Genomic DNA, 26,196 nt, shown 5'->3' with positions numbered 1-26,196 from the left:
ATATTGGCGGTCACCGGGTGACGCTCCAGATCGTCACGGGCATGGCGGGCCTCCAGCCGCTGAAGCCGCCGACCGGCACCGCGTGCGCGACCGAGAGCCGGGTCAGCTCGCCGCCGACCCGGGCCCGCCAGGCGGCCAGCACCGCCTCGCCCTCCACCGTCACCGCGTTGGCCACCAGCCGCCCGCCGGGGCGCAGCGCGGCCCAGCAGACCTCGAGCAGCCCGTCGCTGGTCAACCCGCCGCCGACGAACACCGCGTCCGGGGCGGGCAGCCCCTCCAGCGCCGCCGGCGCGCGCCCCTCGACCACCTGCAGCCCGGGGACGCCGAGCCGCGCGGCGTTCTGCCCCACCCGGCGGGCCCGGACGGCGTCGGACTCCACCGCCACGGCCCGGCAGGACGGGTGCACCCGCATCCACTCCACGCCGATCGAGCCCGCGCCGGCACCGACGTCCCACAGCAGCTGCCCGGGCAGCGGCGCGAGCCGGGCGAGGGTGACCGCGCGGACGTCGCGCTTGGTCAGCTGCCCGTCGGAGGCGTAGGCGTCGTCGGGCAGACCGGGCACGGTCGGCAGCGGCACGGTGCCGGGGTCGGCGGCCACCTCGACGGCGGTGATGACGAGCGGGTCGGTGTCGGCGTGCGGCCAGCCGGCCGCGGTGCCGGTGACCTGCCGCTCGGCCGGGCCGCCGAGCTGGGCCAGCGCGGTCAGCCGGCTGGCGCCCAGGCCGCGGTCGGCCAGCAGCCGGGCCACCTCCGCGGGGGTGCCGCCGTCCGAGCCGAGCACGAGCAGCCGGCGGCCCGGGGTGGCGTGCGGCGCGACGAGCTCCACCGGGCGGCCGACCACGGTGACCACCGGGGTCTCCTCCACCGCCCAGCCCAGCCGGGCGCAGGCCAGCGTCACCGACGACGGGTGCGGCAGCACCTCGACCGCGCCGGCGCCGTGCAGCCGCACCAGCGAGGTGCCGACGCCGGACAGCATCGGGTCCCCGCTGGCCAGCACGACCACCCGGCGGCCCGGGTGCGCGTCGGGCAGGCCGGCCAGGGCGGGGGCCATCGGCGAGGGCCAGGGCACCCGCTCGGCCGCGACGTCGGCGGGCACGAGCGCCAGCTGCCGGGCGCTGCCGCGCAGCACGTCGGCGTCCTCGACGGCACGCCGGGCCCGCGGCGACAGGCCGTCCCAGCCGTCGGCCCCGATGCCGACCACCACCACCGGCGTGCTCACGGGCCGGCCGCCTCGGCCAGCAGGCGCTCGCGCAGCTCCTCGGTGAGCCGGTCGACGTAGACGGTGCCGTCGAGGTGGTCGACCTCGTGCTGCAGGCAGCGGGCGGCCATCCCGGTCGCCTCGATGGACACCGGCTCGCCGTCGACGTCCACGCCGTCCACCCGGGCACGGAAGGCCCGCGGCAGCTCGGCGAACGGGCCGGGCACCGACAGGCAGCCCTCCTCGGTGACCTCCTCGGCCGGCTCCCCGCCGGCCGGGTCGAGGACCGTGAGCTCGGGGTTGACGACGTAGCCGACGACGTCCTCGCCGTCGGCGTCGGGGCAGTCCATGACGAACACGCGCGCGTCGACGCCGATCTGGTTGGCGGCCAGGCCCACGCCGTCGGCGGCCTCCATGGAGGCGAACATGTCGAGCACCAGCCGGCGCAGGTCGCGGTCGAAGACGGTCACCGGCGCGCACGGCCGGTGCAGGACGGGGTTGCTGCCGTAGGTGACGATCGGCCGGGCGACGCCGCTGTAACGGCCGGGCAGGCGCATGGCCGCCCATCCTAGGGACGGCCGCGGTTGACACCATCGCCTCGTGCACCCACCCACCCGCGTGCTGCCCCCGCGCGACCTCCCGACCGCGGCCGGGCTGGCCCTGGGCGCCGCCGCCGACCTGCTGCTGGCCGACCCGCCGCGGTGGCACCCGGTGGCCGGGTTCGGCCGGGCCGCCGCGGCCCTGGAGCGCGCGGTCTGGCGGGACTCGCGCGCCGCCGGGGCCGGGTACGCCGCGCTGCTCACCGGCGGGGCCGCCGGCCTGGGCGTCGTCCTGGACCGGGCCACCCGCGGCCGACCGGTGCCCCGCACCCTGGTCACCGCCGCCGCGACCTGGGCGGTGCTGGGCGGCACGTCCCTGGCCCGCGCGGGGACGGCGATGGCGCGCACCCTGGAGGCCGGCGACCTGCCCGCCGCCCGCGCCCTGCTGCCCACCCTCGCCGGCCGGGACCCCTCCCGGCTGGACGCCCCCGAGCTGGCCCGGGCCACCGTGGAGTCGGTCGCGGAGAACACCTCCGACGCCGCCGTCGCCCCGCTGCTCTGGGGTGCCCTGGCCGGGCTGCCGGGGCTGCTCGGCTACCGCGCGGTCAACACGCTGGACGCCATGGTGGGCCACCGGTCGCCACGCCACCTGCGCTTCGGCTGGGCGGCCGCGCGCACCGACGACGTCGCCAACTGGCTGCCCGCCCGGCTCACCGCCGCGCTCACCGTGGCCACCGCCCCGGCGGCCGGCGGCTCGGCGCGCGGCGCCTGGACCGCCTGGCAGCGCGACGGCGCCGCGCACCCCTCACCCAACGCCGGCCGCTGCGAGGCCGCACTGGCCGGCGCCCTGGACCTGCGGCTGGGCGGGCGCAACGTCTACGGCAGCCGGGTGGAGGACCGCCCGTCCCTCGGCAACGGCCGGTCGCCGGTCGCCGCCGACGTCCCGCGCGCCGTCCGGCTCTCCGGCGCGGTGTGGACCGCGGCTGCCGTCCTCGCCGCGGCGGCGCGGACGCTGCCCCACCGCTGACCCACCGGTACGGGCCGACCGCGCTGCGCGACGGCACTGGAGTGACTCCACCGACACGCGGTTGCGACACCGGACGGGCACGGATGACGCGTGCACGACCCCGGGGAACGTCGTACGGTCCAGGTGACGGAGCGGTCGGCGGCCTGCGGGTCGCCGTCGTCCCGGGGAGGTCGAACCCACGGCCACCGGCGCCCCCGGCCGGACGCTCCGGCCGAACACCCGTGGAGTCGACGTGACCCCGACCCCCTCACCCACCCTGCACCGCAGCAGCGCGTCGCACGCCCGACCGGTGCCGCCACCGGTGCGCAGCACCGCCGCCCGGCGGCTGGCCGGCCGGTTCCGCTACGACCGGCGCACCGGCACCTGGTCCTGGTCCCCCGAGATGGCCGCGCTGCTCACCCTGGCCCGCAGCGGGGCGCAGCCGTGCACCGAGCTGCTGGTCCGCTCGCTGCACCCGGAGGACCGGCCGCGGACCCTCGACGCCATCTCCGACGCCTGCACCGCCGGCGTCCCCTTCGCCCTGCGGGTGCGGCTGGGCGGCCGCAGCGGCGACGACCGCCGCGCCGTCCTCGTCGGCGAGCCCCTCCTGGACGTCACCGGGGCCGTCGACGCCCTGGAGGGCGTGCTGGTGGAGGTGCCGCCGGAGCCGGCCCCGTCCGCGGACGCGCCCGGCGCCGACGGGGACGGGGACGGCCGGCTGCACGCCCTGGAGACCGAGGTCGCGCAGCTGCGCACCGCGATGAGCAGCCGGGCGGCGATCGAGCAGGCCAAGGGCATCCTCATGCTGCTCACCGGCTGCGGCGACCAGGTCGCCTTCGACCTGCTGGCGCACCTGTCCAGCAACTCCCACCGCAAGGTGCGGGACGTCGCCGTGGCCCTCGTGGGGTCGGCGGCCGGCCACACGCCACTGCCCGAGGACATCCAGGCGCTCATGCGCGACGTCTGCCCGCCCCGCCCCCAGCCGTAGGCCCGCGGGAGCGGGCGTGTCCCCCCGCCCCGGGAGCCGCCGGCCCCCGGGGCGCGGGAGAGGATGCCGCTGTCGCCGGTGGTCGCCGGTGGTCCCCGAGTCGAGGAGGGGCACGCGGCGTGCTCTACCTGGTCGCGCGGTTCGTGCTGCGCCCGTTGTTCCACCTGGCACTGCGGATGCGCGTGTCGGGGCGGGAGAACGTGCCGGCCACCGGCGCGTTCATCCTGGCCAGCAACCACCTGTCCTTCATCGACAGCATGGTGATCCCGCTGTCGGCCCCCCGCCGCGTGTACTACCTGGCCAAGGCCGAGTACTTCACCACGCCGGGGGTGGGCGGCTGGCTGACCCGGACGCTGTTCACCGCGCTCGGCGCGATGCCGGTGCAGCGGCAGACCTCGCGCGCCGCGCAGGAGGCGCTGGACACCGCGCTGGCCGTGCTGCGCCGCGGCGAGGGGTTCGGCATCTACCCGGAGGGCACCCGCTCCCGCGACGGGCGGCTGGCCCGCGGCAAGACCGGCGTCGCCTGGCTGGCGCTGACCGCCGACTGCCCCGTCGTCCCGGTGGCCGTCGCCGGCACCGACCGGGTGCAGCCGGTCGACTCCCGCTGGCCGCGCCCGCACCGGGTGACGGTCACCTTCGGCGAGCCGCTGACCTTCCCCGAGCAGCACGGCATGGCCGGCAACGGCCGGGCCCGGCGGGTGGTCACCGACCGGATCATGGAGGCGATCGCGGAGCTGTCCGGGCAGGAGAGGGCCGGCTGGTGAGCGGCGCCATCCCCCGGCGCCCGGCCTCCGGCGGCGCGCTGCTCGTCGCCGGGACGACGTCGGACGCCGGCAAGTCGGTGGTGACCGCCGGCATCTGCCGCTGGCTGGTGCGGCAGGGGGTCTCGGTGGCCCCGTTCAAGGCGCAGAACATGAGCAACAACTCCGTGGTGACCGCGGACGGCGCGGAGATCGGCCGGGCGCAGGTGATGCAGGCTGCCGCCGCCCGCGTGGAGCCCGAGGCGGCGATGAACCCGGTGCTGCTCAAGCCCGGCGGCGAGGACTCCAGCCAGGTCGTCGTCCTCGGCCGGCCGGTCGCGGACGTGACGGCGCTGTCCTACCGGCCGATGAAGGCCGCGCTGCTGGAGCAGGTGCTCAGCTGCCTGGCCGACCTGCGCGCCCGCTTCGACGTGGTGGTCTGCGAGGGCGCCGGCTCCCCCACCGAGATCAACCTGCGCGGCGACGACATCGCCAACATGGGCCTGGCCACCGCCGCGGGGCTGCCGGTGGTCGTCGTCGGCGACATCGACCGCGGTGGGGTGTTCCCGGCCCTGTACGGCACGGTGGCGCTCATGCCACCGGCCGACCAGCGGCTGGTCGCGGGTTTCCTGGTCAACAAGTTCCGCGGCGACGTCCGGTTGCTGCGCCCGGGGCTGGACACCCTCGCCGAGCTCACCGGGCGGCCGACCCTCGGCGTGCTGCCCTGGCTGCCCGGCGCGGCCCTGGACGTCGAGGACTCCCTCGGCATCCCCACCGGGGTCTCCTCGGCCGGGCCGCCGCGCGGTGAGGACGTGCTGCGGGTCGCCGTCGCCCGGCTGCCCCGGCTGTCCAACTCCACCGACCTCGACGCGCTGGCCACCGAGCCCGGCGTCCTGGTCCGCTTCGTCACCCGGCCCGAGGAGCTCGCCGACGCCGACCTGGTCGTGCTGCCCGGCACCCGCGCGACGGTGGGCGACCTGGGCTGGCTGCGGGAGACCGGGCTGGCCGGCGCCGTCGCCCGGCACGCCGGCGCCGGGCGGGCGGTGCTCGGCGTGTGCGGCGGGCACCAGATGCTGGCCCGCACGATCACCGACCACGTCGAGTCGCAGGCCGGCACCGTCCCCGGGCTCGGGCTGCTGCCCGCCGACGTCCGCTTCGCGCCGGACAAGACGCTGGGCCGGCCGGCCGGGACGGCGCTGGGCGAGCCGGTGCGCGGCTACGAGATCCACCACGGCGTGGTGACCTACGGGGACGGGGCGGAGCCCTTCCTGGACGGCGGCCGGGTCGGGGCGGTGTTCGGCACGACGTGGCACGGGGCGCTGGAGAACGACGGGTTCCGGCGGGCGTTCCTCGCCGAGGTCGCGCGGGTGGCCGGGCGGCGGTTCGTGGCCGCGCCTGACACCTCCTTCGCCGCCGTCCGCGAGGAGCGCCTGGACGCCCTGGGCGACCTGGTGGCCGAGCACGCCGACACCGGCGCGCTGTGGCGGCTGGTGGAGGACGGCGTCCCGGACGGCCTGCCCCTGCTGCCGCCCGGTGCCGCGCTCAGCCCGCGGTGACGCGGGCCCGCACGTCGTCGGGCCAGGGCGCCGGGCCCCCGTCGGTCAGCCAGACGTAGGTGGTGCGGACGACGCAGCAGACCCGCTCCCCCACCCGGACGGTGCAGCCCACCGTCAGGCTGGTGCGGCCCACGCCCTGTGCGTCGGCGTCCACGGTGACCGTGTCGCCCCAGCGGGCCGGGGAGCTCCACTCCAGCGCGCTGGCCTTGACCACCGGCTCACCGCCGCGGGTGACGAGGGATTCCCAGGGCAGGCCGACCGACGCCCACCAGGCCGTCGCGGCCTCGTCGGCCCAGGTCAGGTAGTGGGCGTTGAAGACCACGCCCTGCTGGTCGCACTCGACGTACCGGACCGGCGAGCTCCACTGTGCGGGCACGGGGGGCCACGGTAGCGGCGGGCTACCGTGCCGGTCATGGACACTGCCGCGGACCCTGCCGCCGTGTTGGCCTCCTACCGCGAGCCCTCGCAGCTGGTCCGCGACAAGGTCGTGGACACCCTCGACCGGCACTGCCGGGCGTTCATCGCGCTCGCGCCGTTCGCCACGCTGTCCACCGCCGGCCCGGACGGCTGGCCCGACGTCTCCCCGCGGGGCGGGGACCCGGGTTTCGTCCGGGTCCTCGACGAGCGCACCCTGGCGCTGCCCGACCGGCAGGGCAACAACCGGGTCGACGGCCTGCGCAACACCGTCGGCAACCCCCGTGCGGCGCTGCTGTTCCTCGTCCCCGGCATCGAGGAGACGCTCAAGGTCTTCGGGACGACGGCGCTGGTCGGCCCCGACGCCCTCGGCCTGGACCTCACCGAGTTCGGCCGCCCGCCGCGCTCGGTCCTGGTGCTGACCGTGCAGCGGGCCTACTTCCAGTGCGGCAAGGCGGTCATGCGCTCGGGCCTGTGGGACGCCGACCGGCAGGTGCCGCGCTCGGCGTTCCCCTCCCTCGGTGAGGTGCTGCGCGACCACTGCCGGCTCACCACGCCCCTGCCCGGGCAGGCCGAGATGCGCGCGGAGCTGGCCACCGAGCTCTGAGCCCCGGACCGTCGGTGGGCTGCCCTACCGTGCGCCGGCATGGCACACGACGTCCAGGTCGCCGTCGACTGCGCGGGTCCGCACGAGCTCGCCGACTTCTGGGCCGACGCCCTCGGCTGGGAGGTGGAGCCGCAGGACGAGGCGTTCATCCGCCGGATGGTCGAGGCCGGCCACGCCGACGAGTCCCACACCACCCGCCACCGGGGCGCCCTGGTCTGGCGGTCGGCCACGGCCATCCGCTCCCCGGACCCCGGTCGGCCGCGCATCCTGTTCCAGGCGGTGCCGGAGGGGAAGGCGGGCAAGAACCGGCTGCACCTGGACGTGCGCGTCGCGGCCGAGCTGCGCGACCGGGAGGTCGCCCGGCTCGTCGGCCTGGGCGCCCGGGAGCTGTGGCGGGCCGCCCAGGGTCCCCACGAGTGGGTCACCCTGGCCGACCCGGAGGGCAACGAGTTCTGCGTCGGCTAGAAGAGGGCCGCCTCCTCCTCGCTCGCCGGCCCACAGCGGGCCCGTGGGGCGTCGTCCGCGGGGAAGATGCGCACGGCCCCGTACCGGCCGTCGTATCCCGGGTCCACGGTCACCTCGCCGGCGCGCACCCGGGCGACCCCCTCGGCCACCCGCGCCCCGGAGCGGGCGGCGAGGTCGTCGAGGGGGACCCCGGTGAGCACCGACAGCTCGTCACCGAAGGCCTGCAGCAGCCGGGCGCGGGCCGCGGCCACCCGCTTGGCGGCCGGCCGCACGCCCAGCGCCGCGGCCAGCACCTCGTCCAGCGGGACGAGCGACCGGGCCGCGGGCGCCCCCTCCGGTCGCGCGCCCACCGGCCGGTCGGCGAGCTCCTCGACCCGGGACAGGACCCCGACGGTGACCGGCTCCCCGCAGACGGGGCACCGCCCGCCGGCTGCCGCCCGTTCCGCCGGGGTCATCCGGACGTCGTGCGCGCGGTGGCCGTCGAGGTGGTACTTGCCCTCGGCCGGGTGGAACTCGATCGTCCCGGCCAGCCGGGTCACCGCGGCCGGGCGCTCACCGGCCCGGGCGGGGGCGCCCGTGCGCAGCGCCTCCCGGATGCCGGGGTAGGACAGCTCGCCCTCCAGGCAGGTGAGCTCGCGGCCCAGCGTGCGCGGCCCGTGGGCGTCGGAGCCGGAGAGCAGCGCCACGGCGTCCAGGGAGCTCACCCGCCAGCACATGGCCGGGTCCGCGGACAGGCCGGTCTCCGCGGCGAGCACGTGCGGGGTCAGGTCCTCGAAGCACCCGGCGAGGGAGTCGAAGCCCGACCTGGACCCCAGCGCCCCGAACCACGGCGTCCACACGTGGGCGGGCACGACCAGCGCGGTCGGGTCCGCCTGCAGGGCCAGCTCGGTGACGGCCCGGGCACCCATCCGCAGGGTGGGCCGTCCGTCGGTCTCGAGGTCGGCCCCGCGCTGCGCCAGGACGCCGTTGAGGACCGACACGGCCTGCAGGCTCGGCAGCAGCACCAGGACGTGGACCCGCCGTGCCCGGCCGCCCTGGCGGGAGACGCAGGAGACCTCGACGCTCGGGAGGAACCGGGTGGCGGCGTCCCCGGCGGCGTCGCGCCGGACGTACAGGCCCTCCTCCGGAGCGGGGACGAGCTGGCTGCGGAGCTCCTCGAACCACACCGGGTGGGTGCAGTCGCCGGTGCCCAGGACCCGCACGCCCTTCTCCCGGGCGGTCGCGTCGAGCACCGGCAGCGTCAGGTCGCGCGACGTGGCGTACGCGAAGCGGGAGTGCACGTGCAGGTCTGCGGAGTACGTCGCGGCGGTCACCCCACCCACCTACCCGCGCGGCCGCCTCGGTCGCGTGGAACGGCCGCCTCCAGGGCCCCTCCGCCTGCGCATGCGAGGCGTGGGGGGAAGGGTGGTCCTCTCTCAGCCGACGCGCAGGTCCCGCGCGAGCCTCCGGTAGGCGACGGTGCGTTCGGCGAGGGCCCGCCGGCGCCCCCGCCGGCTGCGCGGGCCGGCGCCCAGGTAGCGCGCGTCCTCCACGAGCTGGAAGGCGGCGAGCACGCTCGCCTTGACCTCCCGCCCCCGCGGCGAAGCAGGGGGAAGCGGCTCGGCCGAGGTCATGAGGACCCCCCTCTCTCCCGGGGAGACCACGTCCGCCCCGTGGGGACATGGTGCCCCCGTGTCGGCAGGGCGAACCGCAGGCGTGACGAATTGGTGCCCGTGTGTCACGAGTGACAAACGGCGGCGCGGGACGGGCCGGTCTGGCCTGCGGCCCGTGGCCGGATCACCGCTGTCCCGGGTGCTCGGGCGTCTGCTGCGCACGGTCTGGCGACCGCCGGCCGACCGCCCGGCGGCGACCGCACCCGGCGGCGTCCAGGACCTCCCGCACGGGCTGGCCGGCGTCGAGCTGGTGCACCGCCCGGAGGACGACGGCGAGCCCGACCCCGGCGAGGTCGTGTGGGCCTGGGTGCCCTACGACGAGGGCGACGGCCGCGGCAAGGACCGCCCGGTGCTCGTCGTCGGCCGCCGCGGCACCGACCTGGTCGGCCTGCTGCTGTCCAGCCGGGACCACGACCGGGACGCCGATGACGAGGCCCGGTACGGCCGCCGCTGGATGGACGTCGGCCGCGGCGGCTGGGACCCGCGCGGGCGGCCCAGCGAGGTGCGCCTGGACCGGCTGCTGCTCGTCCCGCCCGGCGCGGTCCGCCGGGAGGGCGCGGTGCTCGGGCGGGCCGTGTTCGACGACGTGGTGGCGGCGCTGCGCACCCTCCACCGCGGCTGAGAGACCGGCTGCGGGTTCAGGCCAGGAGCGTCCGGTGGTGCAGCCGGCGTTTGGCGAGCGCGATCGGCACCTGCCCGACGAGGGCGGGCACGGCCCACCAGACCGGGTCGCCGGTGCTCGCGACGAGCAGGCCGGTCACCAGGGCGACGTAGGACCCGCCCAGCAGGTGGGGCTGCAGGGTGCGCCAGCGCGGCCAGTCCCGCCGGCGGGCCAGCGCGCCGCCCACGGCGAGCAGCGCGGTCAGCACGGCCACCGGCACGAGCCAGCCCAGACCGGGTTCCGCGACGGCCAGCAGACCACCGGTCACGGCGACCGCTGCGACGGCGACCTGGTAGCCGGCCGCGAGGCTCCGACCCGCCGCCCCGCGCACCCGGGCGGCGAGCCACAGCGGGCCGAGGAGGAGCCCCGCCGTCCCGGCCGTGACGTGCAGTGCCGTCAGCGTCGCACCCATCGCAAGCCCCGCTCCGTCGTCCTGCTCCGTCGTCCTGTTCCAGGACCGTGGCAGCCCTCGGAGGGCAGGGGCAGTGCCATCCGTCAGCGGACGGCGGTGACGGGTGGGACCGTGGCAGCGCCAAGCCCTGCAGGGCCCCGCCGGCATCCTGCGAGCGATGGGGGGCAGGGGGCCGTCGGTCAGTCGGCGACGGACCTGTCGCGGACCACCTGCTGCGGCCGGAGGTGGTAGACGCCGACCCCGGGCCCCAGCGGGGTCAGGTCGTAGCGGTGCACGACCTTGGGGCCGCCGTGCAGGTGCACGTGGGTGACGGTGGGCAGGGGCTCGCCGTGGCGCGCCTCGCGGATCTCCACCCGCCCGTCCAGCGGACCACCGACGAACAGCAGCACCGCGTCCTGCGTGCCGGCGTCCACGCCGGTCGGGTCCTCGGCCAGCTCCCTCACCTCCCTCGGCACCCGGTCGAGGGTAGGCGCGACCGGTCCGCACGGCACCGCAGCCACCGCGTCGGTCACCCGCCGGTGATGCGGCGCAGCTCGGCGACGTGCGCGTCGAACGCCGCCCGGCCCTGCTTGGTCAGGGCCAGGCTGGTGCGCAGCCGGGCGGCGCGGGTGGCCTTGTGCACCCGCACGTAACCGGCCTCCTCCAGCTGCTTGACGTGCTTGGACAGCACCGAGTCGCTGACGCCGACCGTGTCGCGGACGGTGGCGAAGTCCATCGTGTCGACGGCGGCGAGCAGCCCGCAGACCTGTAGCCGCGGCGGCGGGTGGATGACCGCGTCGAAGCGCGGCGCGACCGCCGTCACGGGGCCTCGCGCAGCTCGGCGACGTAGATCCGCGTCCACCACCGGTTCACCAGGTAGAGGACGACGGCCACCACGGCGCCGCCCACGACCATGGCCCCCAGCAGGTCCAGCCGGTACTCGGCGACCGCCGCGGCGGCCGGTCACTCTCCATGTCGGAAAGCACGCCGCTTGACTTTCCAGACCGTCAAGTGACTGGGCCGGGGTGTCACCCGCGGGGGCCGGCGTGGTCTGATGGCGCCACCACAGCGACGGCAGTGGAGGAAGCCCGGTGCGACTCCGGCGCGGTCCCGCCACTGTGACCCGGCACCCGCCGGGGAGTCAGGAACTCCCGCCGTCGCCTCCTGCCACCTCCGGGCGTGGACACCCGGGGAGAGGAACCCCTGGGTGACCTACCCGTTCGGCGCGGTCGTCGGCATGGACGACATGCGCCTGGCCCTGCTGCTCAACGCCGTCTCCCCGGCCGTCGGCGGCGTGCTGGTGCGCGGCGAGAAGGGGACGGCGAAGTCGACGGCGGTGCGCGCGCTGGCCGCCGTCCTCCCGCCGGTGGACGTCGTCCCCGGCTGCCGGTTCGCCTGCGACCCCGCCACCCCCGACCCCGGCTGCCCCGACGGCCCGCACGACACCGGCGTCCCGGGGCAGACGCGGCCGGCCCGGCTGGTGGAGCTCCCGGTCGGCGCCTCGGAGGACCGCGTCGTCGGCTCGCTGGACCTGGAGCGGGCGCTCACCGAGGGCGTCAAGGCCTTCGAACCCGGGCTGCTGGCCGCCGCGCACCGCGGTGTCCTCTACGTGGACGAGGTCAACCTGCTGCACGACCACCTGGTCGACCTGCTGCTGGACGCCGCCGCGCTGGGCACCGCCTACGTCGAGCGCGAGGGCGTCTCGGTGCGGCACGCGGCCCGGTTCCTGCTGGTCGGCACGATGAACCCGGAGGAGGGCGAGCTCCGCCCGCAGCTGCTCGACCGGTTCGGGCTCACCGTGGAGGTCGCCGCGCCCCGCGACCCGGCCGAGCGCGCCGAGGTGGTGCGCCGCCGGTTCGCGTACGACGCCGACCCGGCCGGGTTCACCGCGACCTGGGCGTCCGACGAGTCGGCGCTGGCCCAGCGGATCGCCGAGGCCCGCACCCGGCTGCCGCACGTCGTCCTGTCCGACGCCGCGCTGGGCCAGGTGACCTCGGTCTGCGCCGCCTTCGACGTCGACGGGCTGCGTGCCGACCTGGTCACCGCCCGTGCCGCGATCGCGCACGCCGCCTGGTGCGGCCGCGAGGAGGTCACCGAGGACGACGTCCGGGTGGCCGCCCGGCTGGCGCTGCCGCACCGCCGCCGGCGCAACCCCTTCGACGCGCCCGGCCTGGACGACGACACCCTCGAGCAGGCGCTGGACGACGCCCGCCCCGAGGACGACCCGCCCGAGGGCGGCGGCCCGGACCACGACGGCGGCGGCTCCCCTCCCCCGCCGCCCGACGGCGGACCGGCCCCGGACGACGGCCCTCCGCGCGCGGAAGGCCGTGCCGAGGCGCCCGACGACCGCCAATACCGCGACAAAGGCGGTGCGGAGCCGGGAGACGGTGGGAGCGCGCCCGAGCGGGGCGCGGTCGCGCCGGCCGACCCGTTCCGCACCCGCCGCCTGGAGGTCCCGGGCATCGGCGCGGGCGTCGCCGGGCGGCGCTCGCGGGCCCGCGGCGACCGCGGCCGCGTCGTCGGCGCGACCCGGCCCACCGGCACGGTCACCCGGCTGCACCTGACCGGCACGGTGCTCGCCGCCGCGCCGCACCAGGTCGCCCGCGGCCGCACCGGCCCGGGCCTGCGGATCGCCCGGGAGGACCTGCGCCAGGCCACGCTGGAGGGCCGCGAGGGCAACCTGGTGCTGTTCGTCGTCGACGCCAGCGGCTCGATGGGCTCCCGGTCGCGGATGGCCGCGGTGAAGGGCGCCGTCCTGTCGCTGCTGCTGGACGCCTACCAGCGCCGGGACAAGGTCGGCCTGGTCACCTTCCGCGGCGTGGGCGCGGAGCTGGCGCTGCCGCCGACCTGGTCGGTCGAGGCGGCCGCGGCCCGGCTGCGCGAGCTGCCCACCGGCGGGCGCACCCCGCTGGCCGCCGGGCTGCTGCGCGCGCACGACGCGCTGCGGGTGGAGCGGGTCCGCGACCCGCAGCGCCGTCCGCTGCTCGTCGTCGTCACCGACGGCCGGGCCACCGGCGCGCGCGGCGGGGACCACCTCGGCGACGCCCGTCGCGCGGCGTCCCTGCTGGCGCACGGCGACGTGGCGAGCGTGGTGGTCGACTGCGAGTCCGGGCCGGTGCGCCTCGGCCTGGCCGGGGTCCTCGGGACGGCGCTCGGCGCGCGGACGCTGCGGCTGGAGGAGCTGGCCGCCGAGTCGCTGGCCGCCACCGTCCGCTCCGTGCGCGAGGCCGCCTGATGCCCCAGGGCCAGGTGACCGCCGTCCCGGTCGACGGACTGACCACCCGCCAGCGGCGCAACCGGCCGCTGCTGGCCGTGCACACCGGCGAGATGAAGGGCAAGTCCACCGCCGCGTTCGGCATGGCGATGCGCGCGTGGAACCAGGGCTGGTCGATCGCGGTCTACCAGTTCGTCAAGAGCGCCAAGTGGCGCGTCGGCGAGGAGAACGCGCTGACCGCGCTGGGCCGGGTGCACGCCCAGACCGGCGAGGGCGGGCCGGTGGTGTGGCACAAGATGGGCTCGGGCTGGAGCTGGTCGCGCCGGCAGGGCAGCGAGGTCGACCACGCCGCCGACGCCGCCGAGGGCTGGGCGCAGATCAAGCGCGACCTGGCCGCGGAGGCGCACCGGTTCTACGTGCTCGACGAGTTCACCTACCCGCTGACGTGGGGCTGGGTGGACGTCGACGACGTGGTGCAGACGCTGACGAACCGGCCCGGCACCCAGCACGTCGTCGTCACCGGCCGGGACGCCCCGCCGGCGCTGGTCGCGGCGGCCGACCTGGTGGTCGAGATGACCAAGGTCAAGCACCCGATGGACGCCGGCCAGAAGGGCCAGCGGGGGATCGAGTGGTGACCGCCGTCCCGCGGGTGGTCATCGCCGCGCCGACCAGCAACGCGGGCAAGACGTCGGTCGCCACCGGGCTGGTCGCCGCGCTGGCCGCCCGCGGGATGGCCGTGTCCCCGCACAAGGTCGGCCCGGACTACATCGACCCGGGCTACACCGGCCTGGCCGCCGGACGCCCCGGGCGCAACCTGGACCCGGTGCTGGTCGGCGAGGAGCGAGTCGTCCCGCTGTTCCTGCACGGGGCCCGCGGCGCCGACGTCGCCGTCGTCGAGGGCGTGATGGGTCTGTTCGACGGGGCGTCCCGGGCCGGCCTGGAGCCCGGTTTCGCCTCGACCGCGCACGTGGCCCGGCTGCTGCGCGCCCCGGTGGTGCTCGTCGTCGACGCGAGCTCCCAGGCGCAGAGCGTGGCGGCGCTGGTGCACGGCTTCGCCACGTACGACCCGACCGTCCGGCTGGGCGGGGTGGTGCTCAACCGGGTCGGCAGCGACCGGCACGAGCAGATCCTCCGCGACGCACTCGGCGGCTCGGGCGTGCCGGTGCTGGGGGCGGTGCGGCGGCTGGCCGAGCTCGGCACGCCGTCGCGGCACCTCGGGCTGGTCCCCGCCGCCGAGCGGTCCGCCGAGGCGCTGGCCACCGTCGGCCGGCTCGGCGAGGTGGTGGCCGCCTCGGTGGACCTGGACGCCGTGCTGCGGCTGGCCCGCACCGCCCCGGCCCTGGACGCCGTCCCCTGGGACCCCGCCGCCGAGGTGCGCCGCACGCCCACCCGGCCGCGGATCGCGGTCGCCGGCGGCGCCGCCTTCACCTTCGGCTACGCGGAGAACACCGAGCTCCTGACGGCCGCCGGCGCCGAGGTGGTCGTCGTCGACCCGCTGCGCGAGGAGACGCTGCCGGAGGGCACCGCGGGGCTGGTGGTCGGCGGCGGCTTCCCCGAGGTGCACGCCGCGGACCTGTCGGCCAACGAGACGCTGCGCGCCGACATCGCCGCGCTGGCCGCCCGGGGTGCCCCGGTCGCCGCCGAGTGCGCCGGCCTGCTCTACCTGGCCCGCACCCTGGACGGCGTCCCGATGTGCGGGGTGCTGCCCACGGACGCGGTCATGTCGCCGCGGCTGACGCTGGGCTACCGGGAGGCGGTCGCGCTCAGCGACTCCGTGCTCGCACCGGCCGGCACCCGGGTGCGCGGCCACGAGTTCCACCGCACGGTGGCAACCCCCCGCGCGGGCGCGGCACCGGCCTGGCGGTGGCCGGACGGCGACCCGGAGGGCTTCGTCGCCGCAAACGTGCACGCCTCCTACCTGCACCTCAACTGGGCTGGCGCCCCGGCCCTGGCCGAGCGGTTCGTGGCGGCCTGCGCGGCCGTCCGGCAGGAGGTGGCGCGTGCACATCGCTGAGGGCTTCCTGCCGGTGACCCACGCGGTCGGCTGGACGCTGGCCGCCGCCCCGTTCGTCGTCCACGGCGCGCGGCAGGTCGTCACCGAGGTGCGCGAGCGCCCGGAGAACACCCTGCTGCTGGGAGCGGCCGGCGCGTTCACCTTCGTGCTCAGCGCGATCAAGCTGCCCTCGTTCACCGGGAGCTCCAGCCACCCGACCGGTACCGGCGCCGGCGCGGTGCTGTTCCGCCCGCCGGTCATGGCGCTGCTCGGCACGATCGTGCTGCTCTTCCAGGCACTCCTGCTCGCCCACGGCGGGCTGACCACGCTGGGCGCCAACGCGTTCGCCTTCGCCGTCGTCGGCCCGTGGGCCGGCTACGGCGCCTACCGGCTCACCCGGGCCCTGGGCGGCGGCCTGCTGCCAGGGGTGTTCGCCGCGATGGCCGTCGCCGACCTGGCCACCTACGTCACCACCGCCGGACAGCTGGCGCTGGCCCTGCCCGATGCCGAGACCGGGGTGCCCGGCGCGCTGGTCAAGTTCCTGTCGGTGTTCGCGCTCACCCAGGTGCCGCTGGCGGTCGGCGAGGGCCTGCTCGGCGTGCTGCTGTTCCGGGCGCTGACCACCAACGCCCGTCCGGAGCTGGAGCGGCTCGGCCTGCTGCGCCCGGAGCCGGCCCGGTGACCCGCTCCCGGCTGGTCACCGCGCTGCTGGTGCTCGGCGTGGTGGCACTCGTCGCGCTCCCCCTCGTGCTGGACGGCGGGACGGCGGAGTTCGCCGGCACCGACGCCGCGGCGACCGCACTGGCCGAGGAGCAGGGCGCGCAGCCGTGGTTCGCGTCGGTGTTCGCCCCGTCGTCGGCCGAGGTGGAGTCCGGGCTGTTCGCGCTGCAGGCCGCGCTCGGCGGCGGGGTGCTCGGCTACGTGCTCGGCCGGCTGCGCGGGCGCCGGCTGGCCGAGCGGGCGGCGGACCGCGCCCGGGGGGACGGCGGCCGGTGACCGGGCTCGCCGTGGACGACGCGGCCTGGGCCAGCGCCTGGCGCCGCCGCTCGCCGGCCGACAAGCTGCTGCTCTGCGGCGGGCTGGTGCTGTGCGCGCTGGTCCTCCCCGCGTGGCCGGGCAGCGTGCTCGTCGGGCTGACCGCGGTCGTCCTCGCCCTCGGCCCGGCCCGGGTGCCGGCCCGCACGTTCGGGCGGGCGGTGCGCTGGCCGCTGGCCTTCATCACCGTCGGCGCGCTCACCTCGGTCGTCACCGTGGGCACCGGCGGCCTCGGCTGGGCGCCGGACGCCGCCGCCCGCGCCGGCTCGCTGACCGCCCACGCGCTGGCCGGCAGCGCCGCCGTCCTGCTGCTGGCCTGCACCACGCCGGTGTCGGACCTGCTGCCCGCGCTGCGCGCCCTGCGGGTGCCGGCCGCCGTCGTCGAGGTGGCCGGCGTGACCTACCGGGTGCTGTTCGTCCTGCTGGCCAGCCTGCACGCCGTCCGGGAGGCGCAGACCGCCCGGATGGGGCACTCGACCTGGCGCCGCTCCTACCGCTCGTCGGGCGTGCTGGCCGCCGCGGTGCTCACCCGCTCCTGGGACCGCGCCCGCCGGATGCAGGAGGGGCTGGCCGGCCGCGGCATGGAGACCGGGCTGCAGGTGCTGCCGGAGGTGCTGCCGTCGTCCCGGGCGTTCCTCGCCGCCTCCGCCGCCGGGCTGGTGGCGATCGTGGCCGTCGGGGTGGCGGCGTGAGCCACCGCGCGCTCACCGCGGAGGGCCTGGTCGTCGGCTACGAGCGCGGCCGCCGGGTGCTCGACGGCGCCTCGCTGACCGTCCCGCCCGGGCGCCGGCTCGCGCTGCTGGGCGCCAACGGCTCGGGCAAGACCACGCTGCTGCGCTGCCTGTCCGGGGCGCTGGAACCGGTCGACGGCACGGTCGCCGTCGACGGGGCGCGGCTCCGGCACACCCGCGCCGGCCTGCGCGCGCACCGGCAGGAGGTGCAGCTGGTCCTGCAGGACCCCGACGACCAGCTGTTCAGCGCCTCGGTCGCGCAGGACGTGTCCTTCGGCCCACTGAACCTGGGGCTGCCCGAGGACGCCGTCCGGGAGCGGGTCGCCGAGGCCCTCGCGCTGCTCGGCGTGGCGCACCTGGCCGGGCGGCCCACCCACCAGCTGTCCTACGGCGAGCGCAAGCGGGTGGCGATCGCCGGCGCGGTGGCGATGCGCCCGTGCGTGCTGCTGCTCGACGAGCCGACGGCGGGGCTGGACCCCTCCGCGGTCGCGGAGGCCCTCGCGGCGCTGGAGCGGCTGCGGGCGTCCGGGTCGACCGTGGTGATGAGCACCCACGACGTCGACCTGGCGCTGCGCTGGGCCGACGACGTCGCCGTCGTCGTCGACCGCGCGGTGGTGCAGGGCGCCCCCGCCGAGGTGCTGTCCGACGACGGCCTGCTCGCCCGCGCCCGCCTGGGCCGCCCCTGGGCGCTGACCGTCGGCGCCCGGCTGCGGGCGCTGGGTCTGCTGCCCGACGGCGCACTGCCCCGCGACGCCGGTGCGCTGCTCGCCGCGCTGCCCGAGGGAGTCTCCCCGTGACCGTCGTGGGGGTCGGCGCCCGGCCGGGGGTGGCCGTCGCGGAGGTGCTGGCCGCCGTGGACGCCGTCCTCCCGGCACCGGCCGGCGAGGTCTCGCTGGCCACCCTGGACGTGCGCGCCGCCGAGCCCGGCCTGGTCGGCGCCGCCGCCGCGCGCGGCTGGCCACTCACCGGGCACCCGGCCGCCGCGCTGGCCGCCGTCCCGGTGCCCTCGCCGTCGGCGCGGGTGGCCGCCGCGGTCGGGACGCCGTCGGTCGCGGAGGCCGCCGCGCTGCTCGGCGGCGGCATGCTGCTGGTCGGCCGGACGGTGGTCGGCCGGGTCACCGTGGCGGTGGCCGGCTGATGGACCTCTCCCACCACGGGGACGCCGAGCTCGCGCCGGGCCTGGTCGACCTCGCCGTCAACGTGCGCGCCGGGACCCCGCCGGCGTGGCTGCGCGCCGTCCTGCACGCCGCCCTGGACGACGCCGCGGCCTACCCCGACGCCGGTCCGGCGCGGGCCGCGGTCGCCGCCGCGCACGGCCGCCCGGCCGGGGAGGTGCTGCTCACCGCCGGTGCGGCAGAGGCGTTCACCCTGGTGGCGCGGGCGCTGGCGCCCCGCCGCGCGGTCGTGGTGCACCCGTCGTTCACCGAGCCGGAGGCCGCCCTGCGCGCCGCCGGGCACCCGGTGGCGCGGCTGCTGCTCGAACCCCCGGGGTACCTGCTGCGGGACGTGCCGGAGGACGCCGACCTGGTGGTGCTCGGCAACCCGACCAACCCGACGTCGGTACTGCACCCGGCCGACGCCGTGGCCGCGCTGGCCCGGCCGGGACGGGTGCTGCTGGTCGACGAGGCGTTCGCCGACACGGTGCCGGGCGAGCCGGCGTCCCTGGCGGGCCGGCGCGACCTGCCGGGGCTGCTCGTGGTGCGCAGCCTGACCAAGACCTGGGGCCTGGCGGGGGTGCGGGTCGGCTACGCCCTCGGCCCGCCGGACCTGGTCGCGGCCCTCGCCGCACAGCAGCCGCAGTGGCCGGTGTCCACGCCGGCGCTGGCCGCGCTGGCCGCGTGCAGCACCGCGGCCGCCCGCGCCGAGGGCGAGGCGGCGGCCCGCGAGCTGGCCGTCCACCGGGCCGCGCTGGTGGCCGCGCTGCCGCCGGGTGTGCAGGTGGTGGGAACACCGCGGTCGTCGTTCGTGCTGCTCCGGGTGCCCGACGGCGCGCGGCTGCGGGCGGCGCTGCGGGAGCGTGGCTGGGCGGTGCGCCGCGGGGACACCTTCCCCGGCCTGTCGCCCGACCACCTGCGCGTCGCCGTCCGGGACCCCGGCACCTCGGCAGCCTTCGCCGCCGACCTCGCTGCCATCCTGGAGCCCGGGACACCGGCGTCCCGGGACCTGCCCCGCATCCCCGAGGAGATCCGCTGAGCCGCCCTCCCGCCCCGTCCGACGCCCTCTTCGCCGGCACCCTGCTGGGCGCGACGATCGGCGCGGTGACCCCTCGGGACGCCGGTGCGGAGCGCGCCGCCCGCGACCGGCTGGACCGGTTGACCAAGCCGCCGGGCTCGCTCGGCGTCCTGGAGGACGTCGCGGCCCGGCTCGCCGGCACCGCGGGCAGCTGCCCGCCGCCGCTGCCGACGCCGGCCGCGGTGGCCGTCTTCGCCGGGGACCACGGGGTGCACGCCCAGGACGTCACCCCCTGGCCGCAGGAGGTCACCGCGCAGATGGTGGCCAACCTGGTCCGCGGCGGTGCGGTGGTCAACGCCTTCGCCGCGCAGCTGGGCGCCGACGTCGTCGTCGTGGACGTCGGGGTGGCCACCCCCTACGCCGTCGAGCCGGGCCCGGCGCTGCTGGCCCGCACGGTGCGGCCGGGCACCGCCGACCTCGCCGTCGGCCCGGCGATGACCCTGGAGGAGGCCCGGCGGGCGGTCGAGGTCGGCATCGAGGTGGCCAGCGCGCTGGCCGCCGACCACGGCTGCCTGGTCACCGGCGACATGGGCATCGCCAACACGACCCCGTCGGCCGCGCTGGTCTGCGCGTTCACCGGGGCGGAGCCCGCGGCGGCCACCGGCCGCGGCACCGGCGTGGACGACCCGACGCTGGCCCGCAAGGTCGCCGTCGTCGCCCGCGCGGCCGCCCGGGTGCCCGAGCGGCCCGCGACGCCGCAGGCGGCCCTGGCGGCGGTGGCCGAGGTGGGCGGGCTGGAGCACGCCGCGCTGGCCGGCTTCGTGCTGGGCGCGGCCGCGGCCCGGGTGCCGGTGCTGCTGGACGGCGTGATCGCCGGGTCGGCGGCGCTGGTGGCCGCCGCGCTGTGCCCCGCGGCGCTGGAGCACGCGCTGGCCGGGCACACCTCCGCCGAGCCGGGGCACGCCCTGGCGCTGCGGGCGCTGGGCCTGCGCCCGCTGCTGGGCCTGGACCTGCGCCTGGGCGAGGGCACCGGCGCGCTGCTGGCGCTGCCCCTGGTGGCGAGTGCCGCCCGGGCGCTGCGCGAGGTGGCGACGTTCGACTCCGCCGGTGTGACCGGGAAGGCCGGATGAAGCCGACACCCGTCGACCCCGGGAGCGGGGTCGTCTACCCGGTCGGGCTGCGGCTGCTGGACCGGCACGTCGTCGTCGTGGGCGGCGGCCAGGTCGCGCACCGCCGCGTGGCCGGGCTGCTGGAGGCGCGCGCCCGCGTCACCGTGGTCAGCCCGGTCGTCACCCCGGCGCTGGAGGCCCTGGTCGGCCCGGGCGAGGTCGCCTGGGTACGGCGCCCCTACCGGCCCGGGGACCTGGACGGCGCCTGGTACGCCGTGGCCGCCACCGACGACCCCGAGGTCAACGCGACCGTGGCCGAGGAGGCCGAGCGGTCGCGGGTGTTCTGCGCCCGCGCCGACGACCGGTCGGCCTCCAGCGTGTGGACCCCCGCCGTCGGCCGCCAGGGCGACCTGGTGGTGGGCGTGCACGGCGGCGGGGACCCGCAGCGCGCGGTCGGCGTCCGGGACGCCGTGCTGGCCGGGCTGTCCGACGGCAGCATCCGCGACGACGCCGGGCGGGAGGTCGCCGGCGGCCGGCCCGGCTCGGTGGTCCTGGTCGGCGGCGGGCCGGGGGACCCCGGGCTGATCACCGTGCGCGGGCAGCAGGCGGTCGCCCAGGCCGACGTCGTGCTGGCCGACCACCTGGCGCCGCAGTCGCTGCTGGCCTCGCTGCCGGCCGAGGTGGAGGTCATCGACGCCTCGAAGCTGCCGCGCGGGCGGTACATGGCGCAGGAGCAGATCAACGCGCTGCTGGTCGAGCACGCCCGGGCCGGGAAGCGGGTGGTGCGGCTCAAGGGCGGGGACCCGTTCGTGTTCGGCCGCGGCATGGAGGAGCTCGAGGCGTGCGTGGCCGCCGGCGTCCCGGTGGAGGTGGTGCCCGGGGTGACCAGCGCCATCGGCGTCCCGGGGCTGGCCGGCATCCCGGTCACCCACCGGGGGCTGACCCACGAGTTCGTCGTCGTCTCCGGGCACGTGCCGCCCGGGCACCCGCAGTCGCTGGTCGACTGGGCGGCGCTGGCCCGGCTCCGCGGGACCGTCGTCGTGCTCATGGGCGTGGACACCGCACCGGCCATCGCCGCGGCGCTGGTCGAGCACGGCCGGGCGCCGGAGACGCCGGTCGCCGTCGTCGCCGACGGCTCGACGCCCACGCAGCACACCGTGCGCACCACGCTGGCCGACCTGGCCAAGACCCTGGCCGACGAGGGCATCCGGCCGCCGGCGGTGTGGGTCGTCGGCGAGGTGGTCCGGCTGACCGCGCCGGTCGTCCCGCCGCACTGACGTCCCCGCGGTCCAGAACGCCTCAGCCGGCGGTGGACACGGCACGGTCGCGCAGCAGGCGGACGGCGGCGCGCGGGTCGTCCACCCAGAACGCCACCCGCGCCACCGGCGCCGCCTGCCCGGGTACGGGCACCGGCGGGTCGAGGCGCACCTCCACGTTGGTGTCGCCCATGACCGAGACGACCAGCCGGTCGCCGTCGCGCAGGACGGTCCGCGCGTGCTCGGACCCCACGCTGCGCCGCACGCCCACCAGGCCGGTCAGCGGGACGGCGATCGCGTGCAGGTGCCCGGAGCGCAGCACCAGCTCGTCACCGCGGAGCAGGTGCGGGTGCTGGAACAGCGAGGCGCCCGTGCCGAGCACCCAGAGCAGCGCGTAGACCGACACGGCCAGCAGCACCCACCGGGCGGTCTCCCAGGGCAGCAGCACGTGCACGACGGCGGTCTCCAGCACGCCCAGGGCGCCCACCGCACCGAGGACGACGCCGAAGCGGCCGGCGTAGGGCAACGCCACGTCCGCGGGGCCGACCGCCCTGCGGCGGCGGGCGGCCCACCACAGCGCCCGCAGGACCCCGGCCTCGGCGCGCGCCAGCCGGAGGACCACCGGTGGCCAGACCGCCGCCAGACCCGAGACGACGGCTGCCCGCCGGGTGGCCCCGGACCGCCGGGCACGGCGGTACGCCACGCGGGACGCGGCGGCCTCGACGACCAGGACGACGGCGAGCACCGCTTCCAGCACCAGCGCCAGCACGATGCCGGCGCGCAGCGAGAGCACCCCGGACACGACCAGCGCGAGATCGAGGAGCGGGACCAGCAGCGCCAGCCAGCGAGCTCCCGACAGCAGCACCGTCCGCGTCCCCATCCGGCCCCCTCGTGAGCAGTTGTGCTGCAGATGTAGTACACCTACTATCACCGCACCGACAAGAGGGTGGGGTGGCGATGAGCGGACCCGTCGTCCGGGTGCGTGACCTGCGGATGAGCTACGGCACGCACGAGGTGCTCGCCGGCGTCGACCTCGACGTCCACCCCGGCGAGGTGGTGTGCCTGCTCGGGCCCAACGGCGCGGGCAAGACCACCACCCTCGAGGTGCTGGAGGGCTCCCGGCTGCCCTCCGCCGGGGACGTCGAGGTGCTGGGCACCGACCCGGCCCGGGCCGACGACGCGTGGCGGGCGCGGGTCGGCGTGGTCCTGCAGTCCTGGCGCGACCACCCCCGCTGGACGCCGCGCCGCCTGCTGACCCACCTCGGCGAGTTCTACCGGCCGTACTCGACGCCGCAGCGCCCCCGCCCGTCCGACGTCGACCGGCTGCTGGACACCGTGGGGCTGACCGACGACGCCGACCGCAGGATCGCCACCCTGTCCGGGGGGCGGCGGCGGCGGCTGGACGTCGCGGTCGGCATCGTCGGCCGGCCCGAGCTGCTCTTCCTCGACGAGCCCACCGCCGGCTTCGACCCCGAGGCCCGCCGGGGCTTCCACGACCTGGTGCACCGGCTGTCGGACCTGGAGGGCACGACCATCCTGCTGACCACGCACGACCTGGCCGAGGCCGAGCGGCTGGCCGACCGGATCCTCGTCCTCGCCGGCGGCCGGATCGTGGCCGACGGCAGCGCCGAGGCGCTCAACCGGCAGGTGGCGACCACCAGCGAGGTGCGCTGGACCCGGTACGGGGAGCGGTTCGTGCACGCCACCGACGACCCGACCTCCTTCGTGCGACGGCTGTTCGAGCAGTACGGCGACGAGGTGGCCGACCTCGAGGTCCGGCGCGCCAGCCTGGAGGACACCTACTTCGCGATGGTCGCCCGGCACCAGGCCGGCGTCCGGCCGCAGCTGGTGGAGGTGACCCGGTGAGCGCCGGTGCGGCGTACGCCGTCCGGCTCGGTCTGCGCCGCGGCTGGACGGAGTTCCGGCAGGGCCTGGCCAGCCCGCAGGACCAGGCCGGGTACCTGGTCATGGCCGTGGGCACGCTGGCCTACCTGTGGATCAACCGGGACGACCAGGTCGCGGGGACCTCGCTGTCCTACCCCGCCGTGGCCCTCCCGGGCATCCTCGCCGCTCTGGTGGCGTTCACCGCCGTCTTCAACTGCGCCTTCGCCCTGGCCATGGAGCGGGAGGACGGCACGCTGCTGCGGCACCGGCTGGTCCCGCACGGCCTGCGGGGCTACGTCACCGGTCAGGTGACCCACCACTCCCTCAACCTGCTGCCGACGCTGCTGGTGGTGCTGGTGCCCAGCGCCCTGCTGTTCGAGGGCGTGGTGCCGGCCGGCGCCGGCGGCTGGCTCACCGTCGCCTGGGTGCTGGCGCTCGGCCTGCTGGCCACCCTGCCTGCGGGACTGGTCCTGGGGTCGCTCGTGCCCGACGTGCAGAAGGTGGGGACGTGGGGGCTGCTGCCGGTCCTCGTGACGACGGCGATCTCCGGCGTCTTCTTCCCGGTCCAGCTCCTGTGGGGCTGGCTGCAGGGTGTGGCCCAGGTCTTCCCGACGTACTGGATCGGCCTCGGGCTGCGCTCGGGCTCCCTGCCCGGGTCCGCCGCGGCGCTGGAGCTCGGCGGCTCGTGGCGGACCCCCCAGGTGGTGCTCGTGCTGACCGCGTGGGCGGTGGCCGGGCTGCTGGTCGCCCCGGTCGTGCTGCGGCGGATGGCGCGCCGCCAGTCCGGCTCGCAGGTCGCCGCGGCCCGCGACACGGCCGGACAGTGGGTGCGGTGAGCGGCGAGCGACCCGGCGCGGACGCCGTCTACAACCGGATCGCGCTGCTGCGCGCCGAGGGCGGCGTGACGCGGCGCGAGCTGGCCGACGCGCTGGGCGTGCACTACCAGACGGTCGGCTACCTGGAGCGCGGCGAGTACAACCCCAGCCTGCACCTGGCACTGCGCATCGCGGAGTTCTTCGGTCTGCCGGTGGAGGTGGTCTTCTCCACCCGCCCCTTCCCGCGGATCAGCGACGCCCACGCCCCGGAGCCACCCGCCGCCGCCGGCTGACCCGGCACCCCTCCGCCGTCACCCGATCGGGTCGGCCCCCCGTTCCCCGCCGGTGGCCGGACCCCGGCTGCCGCACACTCCCGGCGATGGCCACCGACGAGCGGGAGGACGAGGCCCGCCTGCTCCGCGCGCGGCTGCGCGTGCTCGCCGCGCGGTCCGGTCTGCCCCTGCCGGCCCTCGACGTCGTCGAGGACCCGAGGGGCCGGCTGCTGCCCGCGACCGTGCAGGGCGGCGCCGACGGAGAAGACCACGTGGTCGTGTCCTCGACCCTGCTGCGGGAGACCCCCGACGCGCAGACCTGGCACCTGGCCACCGCCCTCGGTCACTGGGCCTCGCCGGTCCCGCGTCGCCGCCGGCGGCAGGGGTGGGTGGTCGGCGGCCTGCTGGCCACGCTGTGGGTCGGCTCCGGGCTGGCGGAGCTGGCCGGCGTCGTGGACCTGCCCGGTGCCGCGACGCTCGCCGTCACCACCACCGTCGGCCTGCTGTCCCCGGTCGCCGCCGCAGCCCTGTCCCGCCGGACCCGGGCCGCCTGCGACGCGGCGGGCCGGGAGGTGCTCAGGCGGGCGGGCCACGACCCCGGCACGCTCACCCGGCAGGTGTTCGGGGGCCGGCCCGACCCGTCGAGGTGGGCCCGGCTGCACGCGCGGGAGCCCACCCCGAGTGCGCGGGTGGCCGCCGCGCAGCGGGAGGGCGGTCCGGGCGTCGCCCCGCCGCTGTACTGATCAGGCCATCCGCGCCGCGGTGTCCTCGAGCAGCACCTGCCGCTCGGCGGCCGGCCGGCGGGGGCAGGAGGTGCACAGCGGCTCGGGCGGCAGCCGGTACAGCAGGCAGCACGACACCCGCCGGGTGAACCGGACGCCGGTGACGTCGACGTAGCGGGGCGCCGGCAGGGGCGGCCCGAGCGCGGCGGCCAGCGGCGCGGCCAGGGCGGTGAGCCGGTCCTCCTCGCCGAGCGCCCGGCCCAGCGCGAGCAGCCGGTTGGCCAGCGAGTCGGCCGCGACCGCCCACAGCGGCCGCGGGCGCACGCCTCCCACCGCGGCCACGGTGTCGACGACGGCGGCCAGCGTCTCCCGCAGCTCGGCGGCGGTGTCCCCGCCCGGGGCGGACGACGTCGCGGCGATCGGCGTCCCCCCGCCGAGCAGGGCCACGGACGTGTCCGCCAGCCGGGCCGACAGCGGCAGCCCGGTGGCCAGCCCGGCCAGCGCGGGGGTGAGCAGCACCGAGGACGCGGAGTACCACCACACCGTGGCCAGCACCCGCCGGTCTCCGGGGGCCCGGTGGTCGACGGCGTAGCGCGCCCCGAGCGCGGCCAGCCGGGCGGCAGTCCAGTCCCGGTCGGCGAGCAGCACGGCGGGGACGGCGTCCGTCGACGGGGGCACGACCAGGCCGAGCGCCGCCGCCCCGGGCACCCGTGCGGCCACCGCCGCCTGCAGCCCTGACGTCACCGGGACAGTCTGACCGGCCGGCGCGCCGGACC

General features: G+C 77.8%; 32 protein-coding genes and 1 riboswitch. Of the genes, 22 read left to right on the top strand and 10 right to left on the bottom strand.

Features of this window, described 5'->3' with window-relative positions:
* Window positions 1-10 precede the first annotated feature (10 nt).
* On the bottom strand, window positions 11-1,219 hold the full coding sequence (gene cbiE, locus RTG05_RS02570; protein ID WP_166527332.1) for a precorrin-6y C5,15-methyltransferase (decarboxylating) subunit CbiE: 1,209 nt from the start codon (window positions 1,217-1,219) through the stop codon (window positions 11-13).
* Window positions 1,216-1,755 (bottom strand): peptide deformylase, encoded by a 540-nt coding sequence (gene def / locus RTG05_RS02565; protein ID WP_166527331.1) that lies wholly within the window; start codon window positions 1,753-1,755, stop codon window positions 1,216-1,218. Before def ends, cbiE begins: the two co-directional genes overlap by 4 nt.
* A gap of 43 nt (window positions 1,756-1,798) precedes the next feature.
* Between def and RTG05_RS02560 the strand changes: the two genes are divergently transcribed.
* The 4 genes from RTG05_RS02560 (at window position 1,799) to RTG05_RS02545 (ending at window position 6,027) form a co-directional block, all read left to right on the top strand.
* On the top strand, window positions 1,799-2,764 hold the full coding sequence (locus RTG05_RS02560; RefSeq protein WP_315912256.1) for a cobalamin biosynthesis protein: 966 nt from the start codon (window positions 1,799-1,801) through the stop codon (window positions 2,762-2,764).
* Between the two features lie 232 nt (window positions 2,765-2,996).
* The gene (locus tag RTG05_RS02555; protein ID WP_166527329.1) at window positions 2,997-3,731 is read left to right on the top strand and encodes an ANTAR domain-containing protein; all 735 of its coding nucleotides are present in this window, start codon (window positions 2,997-2,999) and stop codon (window positions 3,729-3,731) included.
* 119 nt (window positions 3,732-3,850) lie between these two features.
* Window positions 3,851-4,495 carry a lysophospholipid acyltransferase family protein gene (locus RTG05_RS02550; RefSeq protein ID WP_166527328.1) on the top strand — a complete coding sequence of 215 codons (645 nt, stop codon included), beginning with the start codon at window positions 3,851-3,853 and terminating at the stop codon, window positions 4,493-4,495.
* Window positions 4,492-6,027: a cobyric acid synthase gene (locus RTG05_RS02545; protein ID WP_166527327.1), complete on the top strand. Its 1,536-nt coding sequence runs from the start codon at window positions 4,492-4,494 to the stop codon at window positions 6,025-6,027. Before RTG05_RS02550 ends, RTG05_RS02545 begins: the two co-directional genes overlap by 4 nt.
* On the opposite strand, the gene RTG05_RS02540 is transcribed toward RTG05_RS02545, so the two are convergent.
* Window positions 6,014-6,403, bottom strand: a complete 390-nt coding sequence (locus RTG05_RS02540; RefSeq protein WP_166527326.1) for an acyl-CoA thioesterase — start codon at window positions 6,401-6,403, stop codon at window positions 6,014-6,016. The two genes, RTG05_RS02545 and RTG05_RS02540, sit on opposite strands and share 14 nt — an antisense overlap.
* 36 nt (window positions 6,404-6,439) lie before the next feature.
* Between RTG05_RS02540 and RTG05_RS02535 the strand changes: the two genes are divergently transcribed.
* Complete coding sequence (locus tag RTG05_RS02535) at window positions 6,440-7,048, top strand: MSMEG_1061 family FMN-dependent PPOX-type flavoprotein (protein ID WP_166527325.1); 609 nt, start codon at window positions 6,440-6,442, stop codon at window positions 7,046-7,048.
* Between the two features lie 39 nt (window positions 7,049-7,087).
* The gene (locus RTG05_RS02530; protein ID WP_166527324.1) at window positions 7,088-7,513 is read left to right on the top strand and encodes a VOC family protein; all 426 of its coding nucleotides are present in this window, start codon (window positions 7,088-7,090) and stop codon (window positions 7,511-7,513) included.
* Here RTG05_RS02530 and RTG05_RS02525 read toward each other — a convergent pair.
* Entirely contained in the window at window positions 7,510-8,826 is a 1,317-nt protein-coding gene (locus RTG05_RS02525) for an endonuclease Q family protein (RefSeq protein ID WP_166527323.1), read from the bottom strand. The two genes, RTG05_RS02530 and RTG05_RS02525, sit on opposite strands and share 4 nt — an antisense overlap.
* A 102-nt stretch (window positions 8,827-8,928) precedes the next feature.
* On the bottom strand, window positions 8,929-9,066 hold the full coding sequence (locus RTG05_RS02520) for a hypothetical protein (protein WP_315912255.1): 138 nt from the start codon (window positions 9,064-9,066) through the stop codon (window positions 8,929-8,931).
* A gap of 214 nt (window positions 9,067-9,280) precedes the next feature.
* Between RTG05_RS02520 and RTG05_RS02515 the strand changes: the two genes are divergently transcribed.
* Window positions 9,281-9,787, top strand: a complete 507-nt coding sequence (locus RTG05_RS02515) for a type II toxin-antitoxin system PemK/MazF family toxin (RefSeq protein ID WP_315912254.1) — start codon at window positions 9,281-9,283, stop codon at window positions 9,785-9,787.
* A 16-nt stretch (window positions 9,788-9,803) separates the two neighbouring features.
* Here the strand turns inward: RTG05_RS02515 and RTG05_RS02510 are convergent, their stop codons facing one another.
* The 3 genes from RTG05_RS02510 to RTG05_RS02500 form a co-directional block, all read right to left on the bottom strand.
* Window positions 9,804-10,238, bottom strand: a complete 435-nt coding sequence (locus RTG05_RS02510) for a hypothetical protein (protein ID WP_166527321.1) — start codon at window positions 10,236-10,238, stop codon at window positions 9,804-9,806.
* Between the two features lie 179 nt (window positions 10,239-10,417).
* Entirely contained in the window at window positions 10,418-10,693 is a 276-nt protein-coding gene (locus RTG05_RS02505) for a DUF8847 domain-containing protein (protein WP_315912253.1), read from the bottom strand.
* Window positions 10,694-10,746: 53 nt separating this feature from the next.
* Complete coding sequence (locus tag RTG05_RS02500) at window positions 10,747-11,040, bottom strand: transcriptional regulator (RefSeq protein ID WP_166527320.1); 294 nt, start codon at window positions 11,038-11,040, stop codon at window positions 10,747-10,749.
* Between the two features lie 257 nt (window positions 11,041-11,297).
* Window positions 11,298-11,368, top strand: a riboswitch (cobalamin riboswitch).
* 56 nt (window positions 11,369-11,424) lie between these two features.
* Between RTG05_RS02500 and RTG05_RS02495 the strand changes: the two genes are divergently transcribed.
* The 11 genes from RTG05_RS02495 (at window position 11,425) to cobA (ending at window position 21,748) form a co-directional block, all read left to right on the top strand.
* Window positions 11,425-13,452, top strand: a complete 2,028-nt coding sequence (locus RTG05_RS02495) for a putative cobaltochelatase (protein ID WP_166527319.1) — start codon at window positions 11,425-11,427, stop codon at window positions 13,450-13,452.
* Window positions 13,452-14,066, top strand: a complete 615-nt coding sequence (cobO, locus tag RTG05_RS02490; RefSeq protein WP_166527318.1) for a cob(I)yrinic acid a,c-diamide adenosyltransferase — start codon at window positions 13,452-13,454, stop codon at window positions 14,064-14,066. The genes RTG05_RS02495 and cobO overlap by 1 nt, the downstream gene beginning before the upstream one ends.
* On the top strand, window positions 14,063-15,445 hold the full coding sequence (locus tag RTG05_RS02485; protein ID WP_208104754.1) for a cobyrinic acid a,c-diamide synthase CobB: 1,383 nt from the start codon (window positions 14,063-14,065) through the stop codon (window positions 15,443-15,445). The genes cobO and RTG05_RS02485 overlap by 4 nt, the downstream gene beginning before the upstream one ends.
* Entirely contained in the window at window positions 15,432-16,106 is a 675-nt protein-coding gene (locus RTG05_RS02480; protein ID WP_166527316.1) for an energy-coupling factor ABC transporter permease, read from the top strand. Before RTG05_RS02485 ends, RTG05_RS02480 begins: the two co-directional genes overlap by 14 nt.
* Window positions 16,103-16,420, top strand: a complete 318-nt coding sequence (locus RTG05_RS02475; RefSeq protein ID WP_166527315.1) for an energy-coupling factor ABC transporter substrate-binding protein — start codon at window positions 16,103-16,105, stop codon at window positions 16,418-16,420. The genes RTG05_RS02480 and RTG05_RS02475 overlap by 4 nt, the downstream gene beginning before the upstream one ends.
* Window positions 16,417-17,151, top strand: a complete 735-nt coding sequence (gene cbiQ / locus RTG05_RS02470) for a cobalt ECF transporter T component CbiQ (RefSeq protein WP_166527314.1) — start codon at window positions 16,417-16,419, stop codon at window positions 17,149-17,151. The genes RTG05_RS02475 and cbiQ overlap by 4 nt, the downstream gene beginning before the upstream one ends.
* Window positions 17,148-17,987, top strand: coding sequence for an energy-coupling factor ABC transporter ATP-binding protein (locus tag RTG05_RS02465; RefSeq protein ID WP_166527313.1), 840 nt, complete (start codon window positions 17,148-17,150; stop codon window positions 17,985-17,987). The genes cbiQ and RTG05_RS02465 overlap by 4 nt, the downstream gene beginning before the upstream one ends.
* Window positions 17,984-18,328: a cobalamin biosynthesis protein gene (locus RTG05_RS02460; protein ID WP_166527312.1), complete on the top strand. Its 345-nt coding sequence runs from the start codon at window positions 17,984-17,986 to the stop codon at window positions 18,326-18,328. Before RTG05_RS02465 ends, RTG05_RS02460 begins: the two co-directional genes overlap by 4 nt.
* Complete coding sequence (gene cobC / locus RTG05_RS02455) at window positions 18,328-19,383, top strand: Rv2231c family histidinol phosphate aminotransferase CobC (protein WP_166527311.1); 1,056 nt, start codon at window positions 18,328-18,330, stop codon at window positions 19,381-19,383. The genes RTG05_RS02460 and cobC overlap by 1 nt, the downstream gene beginning before the upstream one ends.
* A gap of 65 nt (window positions 19,384-19,448) precedes the next feature.
* On the top strand, window positions 19,449-20,492 hold the full coding sequence (gene cobT, locus RTG05_RS02450) for a nicotinate-nucleotide--dimethylbenzimidazole phosphoribosyltransferase (protein ID WP_315912251.1): 1,044 nt from the start codon (window positions 19,449-19,451) through the stop codon (window positions 20,490-20,492).
* Window positions 20,489-21,748 carry a uroporphyrinogen-III C-methyltransferase gene (gene cobA, locus RTG05_RS02445; RefSeq protein WP_166527310.1) on the top strand — a complete coding sequence of 420 codons (1,260 nt, stop codon included), beginning with the start codon at window positions 20,489-20,491 and terminating at the stop codon, window positions 21,746-21,748. The genes cobT and cobA overlap by 4 nt, the downstream gene beginning before the upstream one ends.
* Before the next feature lie 22 nt (window positions 21,749-21,770).
* Here the strand turns inward: cobA and RTG05_RS02440 are convergent, their stop codons facing one another.
* Window positions 21,771-22,607, bottom strand: coding sequence for a hypothetical protein (locus RTG05_RS02440; protein ID WP_166527309.1), 837 nt, complete (start codon window positions 22,605-22,607; stop codon window positions 21,771-21,773).
* A 77-nt stretch (window positions 22,608-22,684) separates the two neighbouring features.
* Here RTG05_RS02440 and RTG05_RS02435 point away from each other — a divergent pair, with 77 nt between their 5' ends.
* The 4 genes from RTG05_RS02435 (at window position 22,685) to RTG05_RS02420 (ending at window position 25,441) form a co-directional block, all read left to right on the top strand.
* Window positions 22,685-23,593, top strand: a complete 909-nt coding sequence (locus tag RTG05_RS02435; protein ID WP_166527308.1) for an ABC transporter ATP-binding protein — start codon at window positions 22,685-22,687, stop codon at window positions 23,591-23,593.
* Entirely contained in the window at window positions 23,590-24,447 is an 858-nt protein-coding gene (locus RTG05_RS02430) for an ABC transporter permease (protein WP_315912250.1), read from the top strand. The genes RTG05_RS02435 and RTG05_RS02430 overlap by 4 nt, the downstream gene beginning before the upstream one ends.
* Window positions 24,444-24,719 carry a helix-turn-helix transcriptional regulator gene (locus RTG05_RS02425; protein ID WP_166527307.1) on the top strand — a complete coding sequence of 92 codons (276 nt, stop codon included), beginning with the start codon at window positions 24,444-24,446 and terminating at the stop codon, window positions 24,717-24,719. The genes RTG05_RS02430 and RTG05_RS02425 overlap by 4 nt, the downstream gene beginning before the upstream one ends.
* Window positions 24,720-24,805: 86 nt before the next feature.
* Complete coding sequence (locus RTG05_RS02420) at window positions 24,806-25,441, top strand: M48 family metalloprotease (protein ID WP_166527306.1); 636 nt, start codon at window positions 24,806-24,808, stop codon at window positions 25,439-25,441.
* On the opposite strand, the gene RTG05_RS02415 is transcribed toward RTG05_RS02420, so the two are convergent.
* Window positions 25,442-26,164 (bottom strand): (2Fe-2S)-binding protein, encoded by a 723-nt coding sequence (locus tag RTG05_RS02415; protein WP_315912249.1) that lies wholly within the window; start codon window positions 26,162-26,164, stop codon window positions 25,442-25,444.
* Window positions 26,165-26,196 lie beyond the last annotated feature (32 nt).

It is taken from the genome of Geodermatophilus sp. DSM 44513 (assembly GCF_032460525.1).
Lineage (GTDB): Bacteria > Actinomycetota > Actinomycetes > Mycobacteriales > Geodermatophilaceae > Geodermatophilus.
This window is presented reverse-complemented; position numbering and strand designations above follow the sequence as displayed.

Excerpts from the sequence above, each read along its gene's own strand:
- def (WP_166527331.1), bottom strand. The coding sequence starts at position 1,755 with ATGCGCCTGCCCGGCCGTTACAGCGGCGTCGCCCGGCCGATCGTCACC.
- RTG05_RS02535 (WP_166527325.1), top strand. The coding sequence starts at position 6,440 with ATGGACACTGCCGCGGACCCTGCCGCCGTGTTGGCCTCCTACCGCGAG.
- RTG05_RS02530 (WP_166527324.1), top strand. The coding sequence starts at position 7,088 with ATGGCACACGACGTCCAGGTCGCCGTCGACTGCGCGGGTCCGCACGAG.
- RTG05_RS02510 (WP_166527321.1), bottom strand. The coding sequence starts at position 10,238 with ATGGGTGCGACGCTGACGGCACTGCACGTCACGGCCGGGACGGCGGGG.
- cobO (WP_166527318.1), top strand. The coding sequence starts at position 13,452 with ATGCCCCAGGGCCAGGTGACCGCCGTCCCGGTCGACGGACTGACCACC.
- cobC (WP_166527311.1), top strand. The coding sequence starts at position 18,328 with ATGGACCTCTCCCACCACGGGGACGCCGAGCTCGCGCCGGGCCTGGTC.
- cobA (WP_166527310.1), top strand. The coding sequence starts at position 20,489 with ATGAAGCCGACACCCGTCGACCCCGGGAGCGGGGTCGTCTACCCGGTC.
- RTG05_RS02440 (WP_166527309.1), bottom strand. The coding sequence starts at position 22,607 with ATGGGGACGCGGACGGTGCTGCTGTCGGGAGCTCGCTGGCTGGCGCTG.
- RTG05_RS02435 (WP_166527308.1), top strand. The coding sequence starts at position 22,685 with ATGAGCGGACCCGTCGTCCGGGTGCGTGACCTGCGGATGAGCTACGGC.
- RTG05_RS02420 (WP_166527306.1), top strand. The coding sequence starts at position 24,806 with ATGGCCACCGACGAGCGGGAGGACGAGGCCCGCCTGCTCCGCGCGCGG.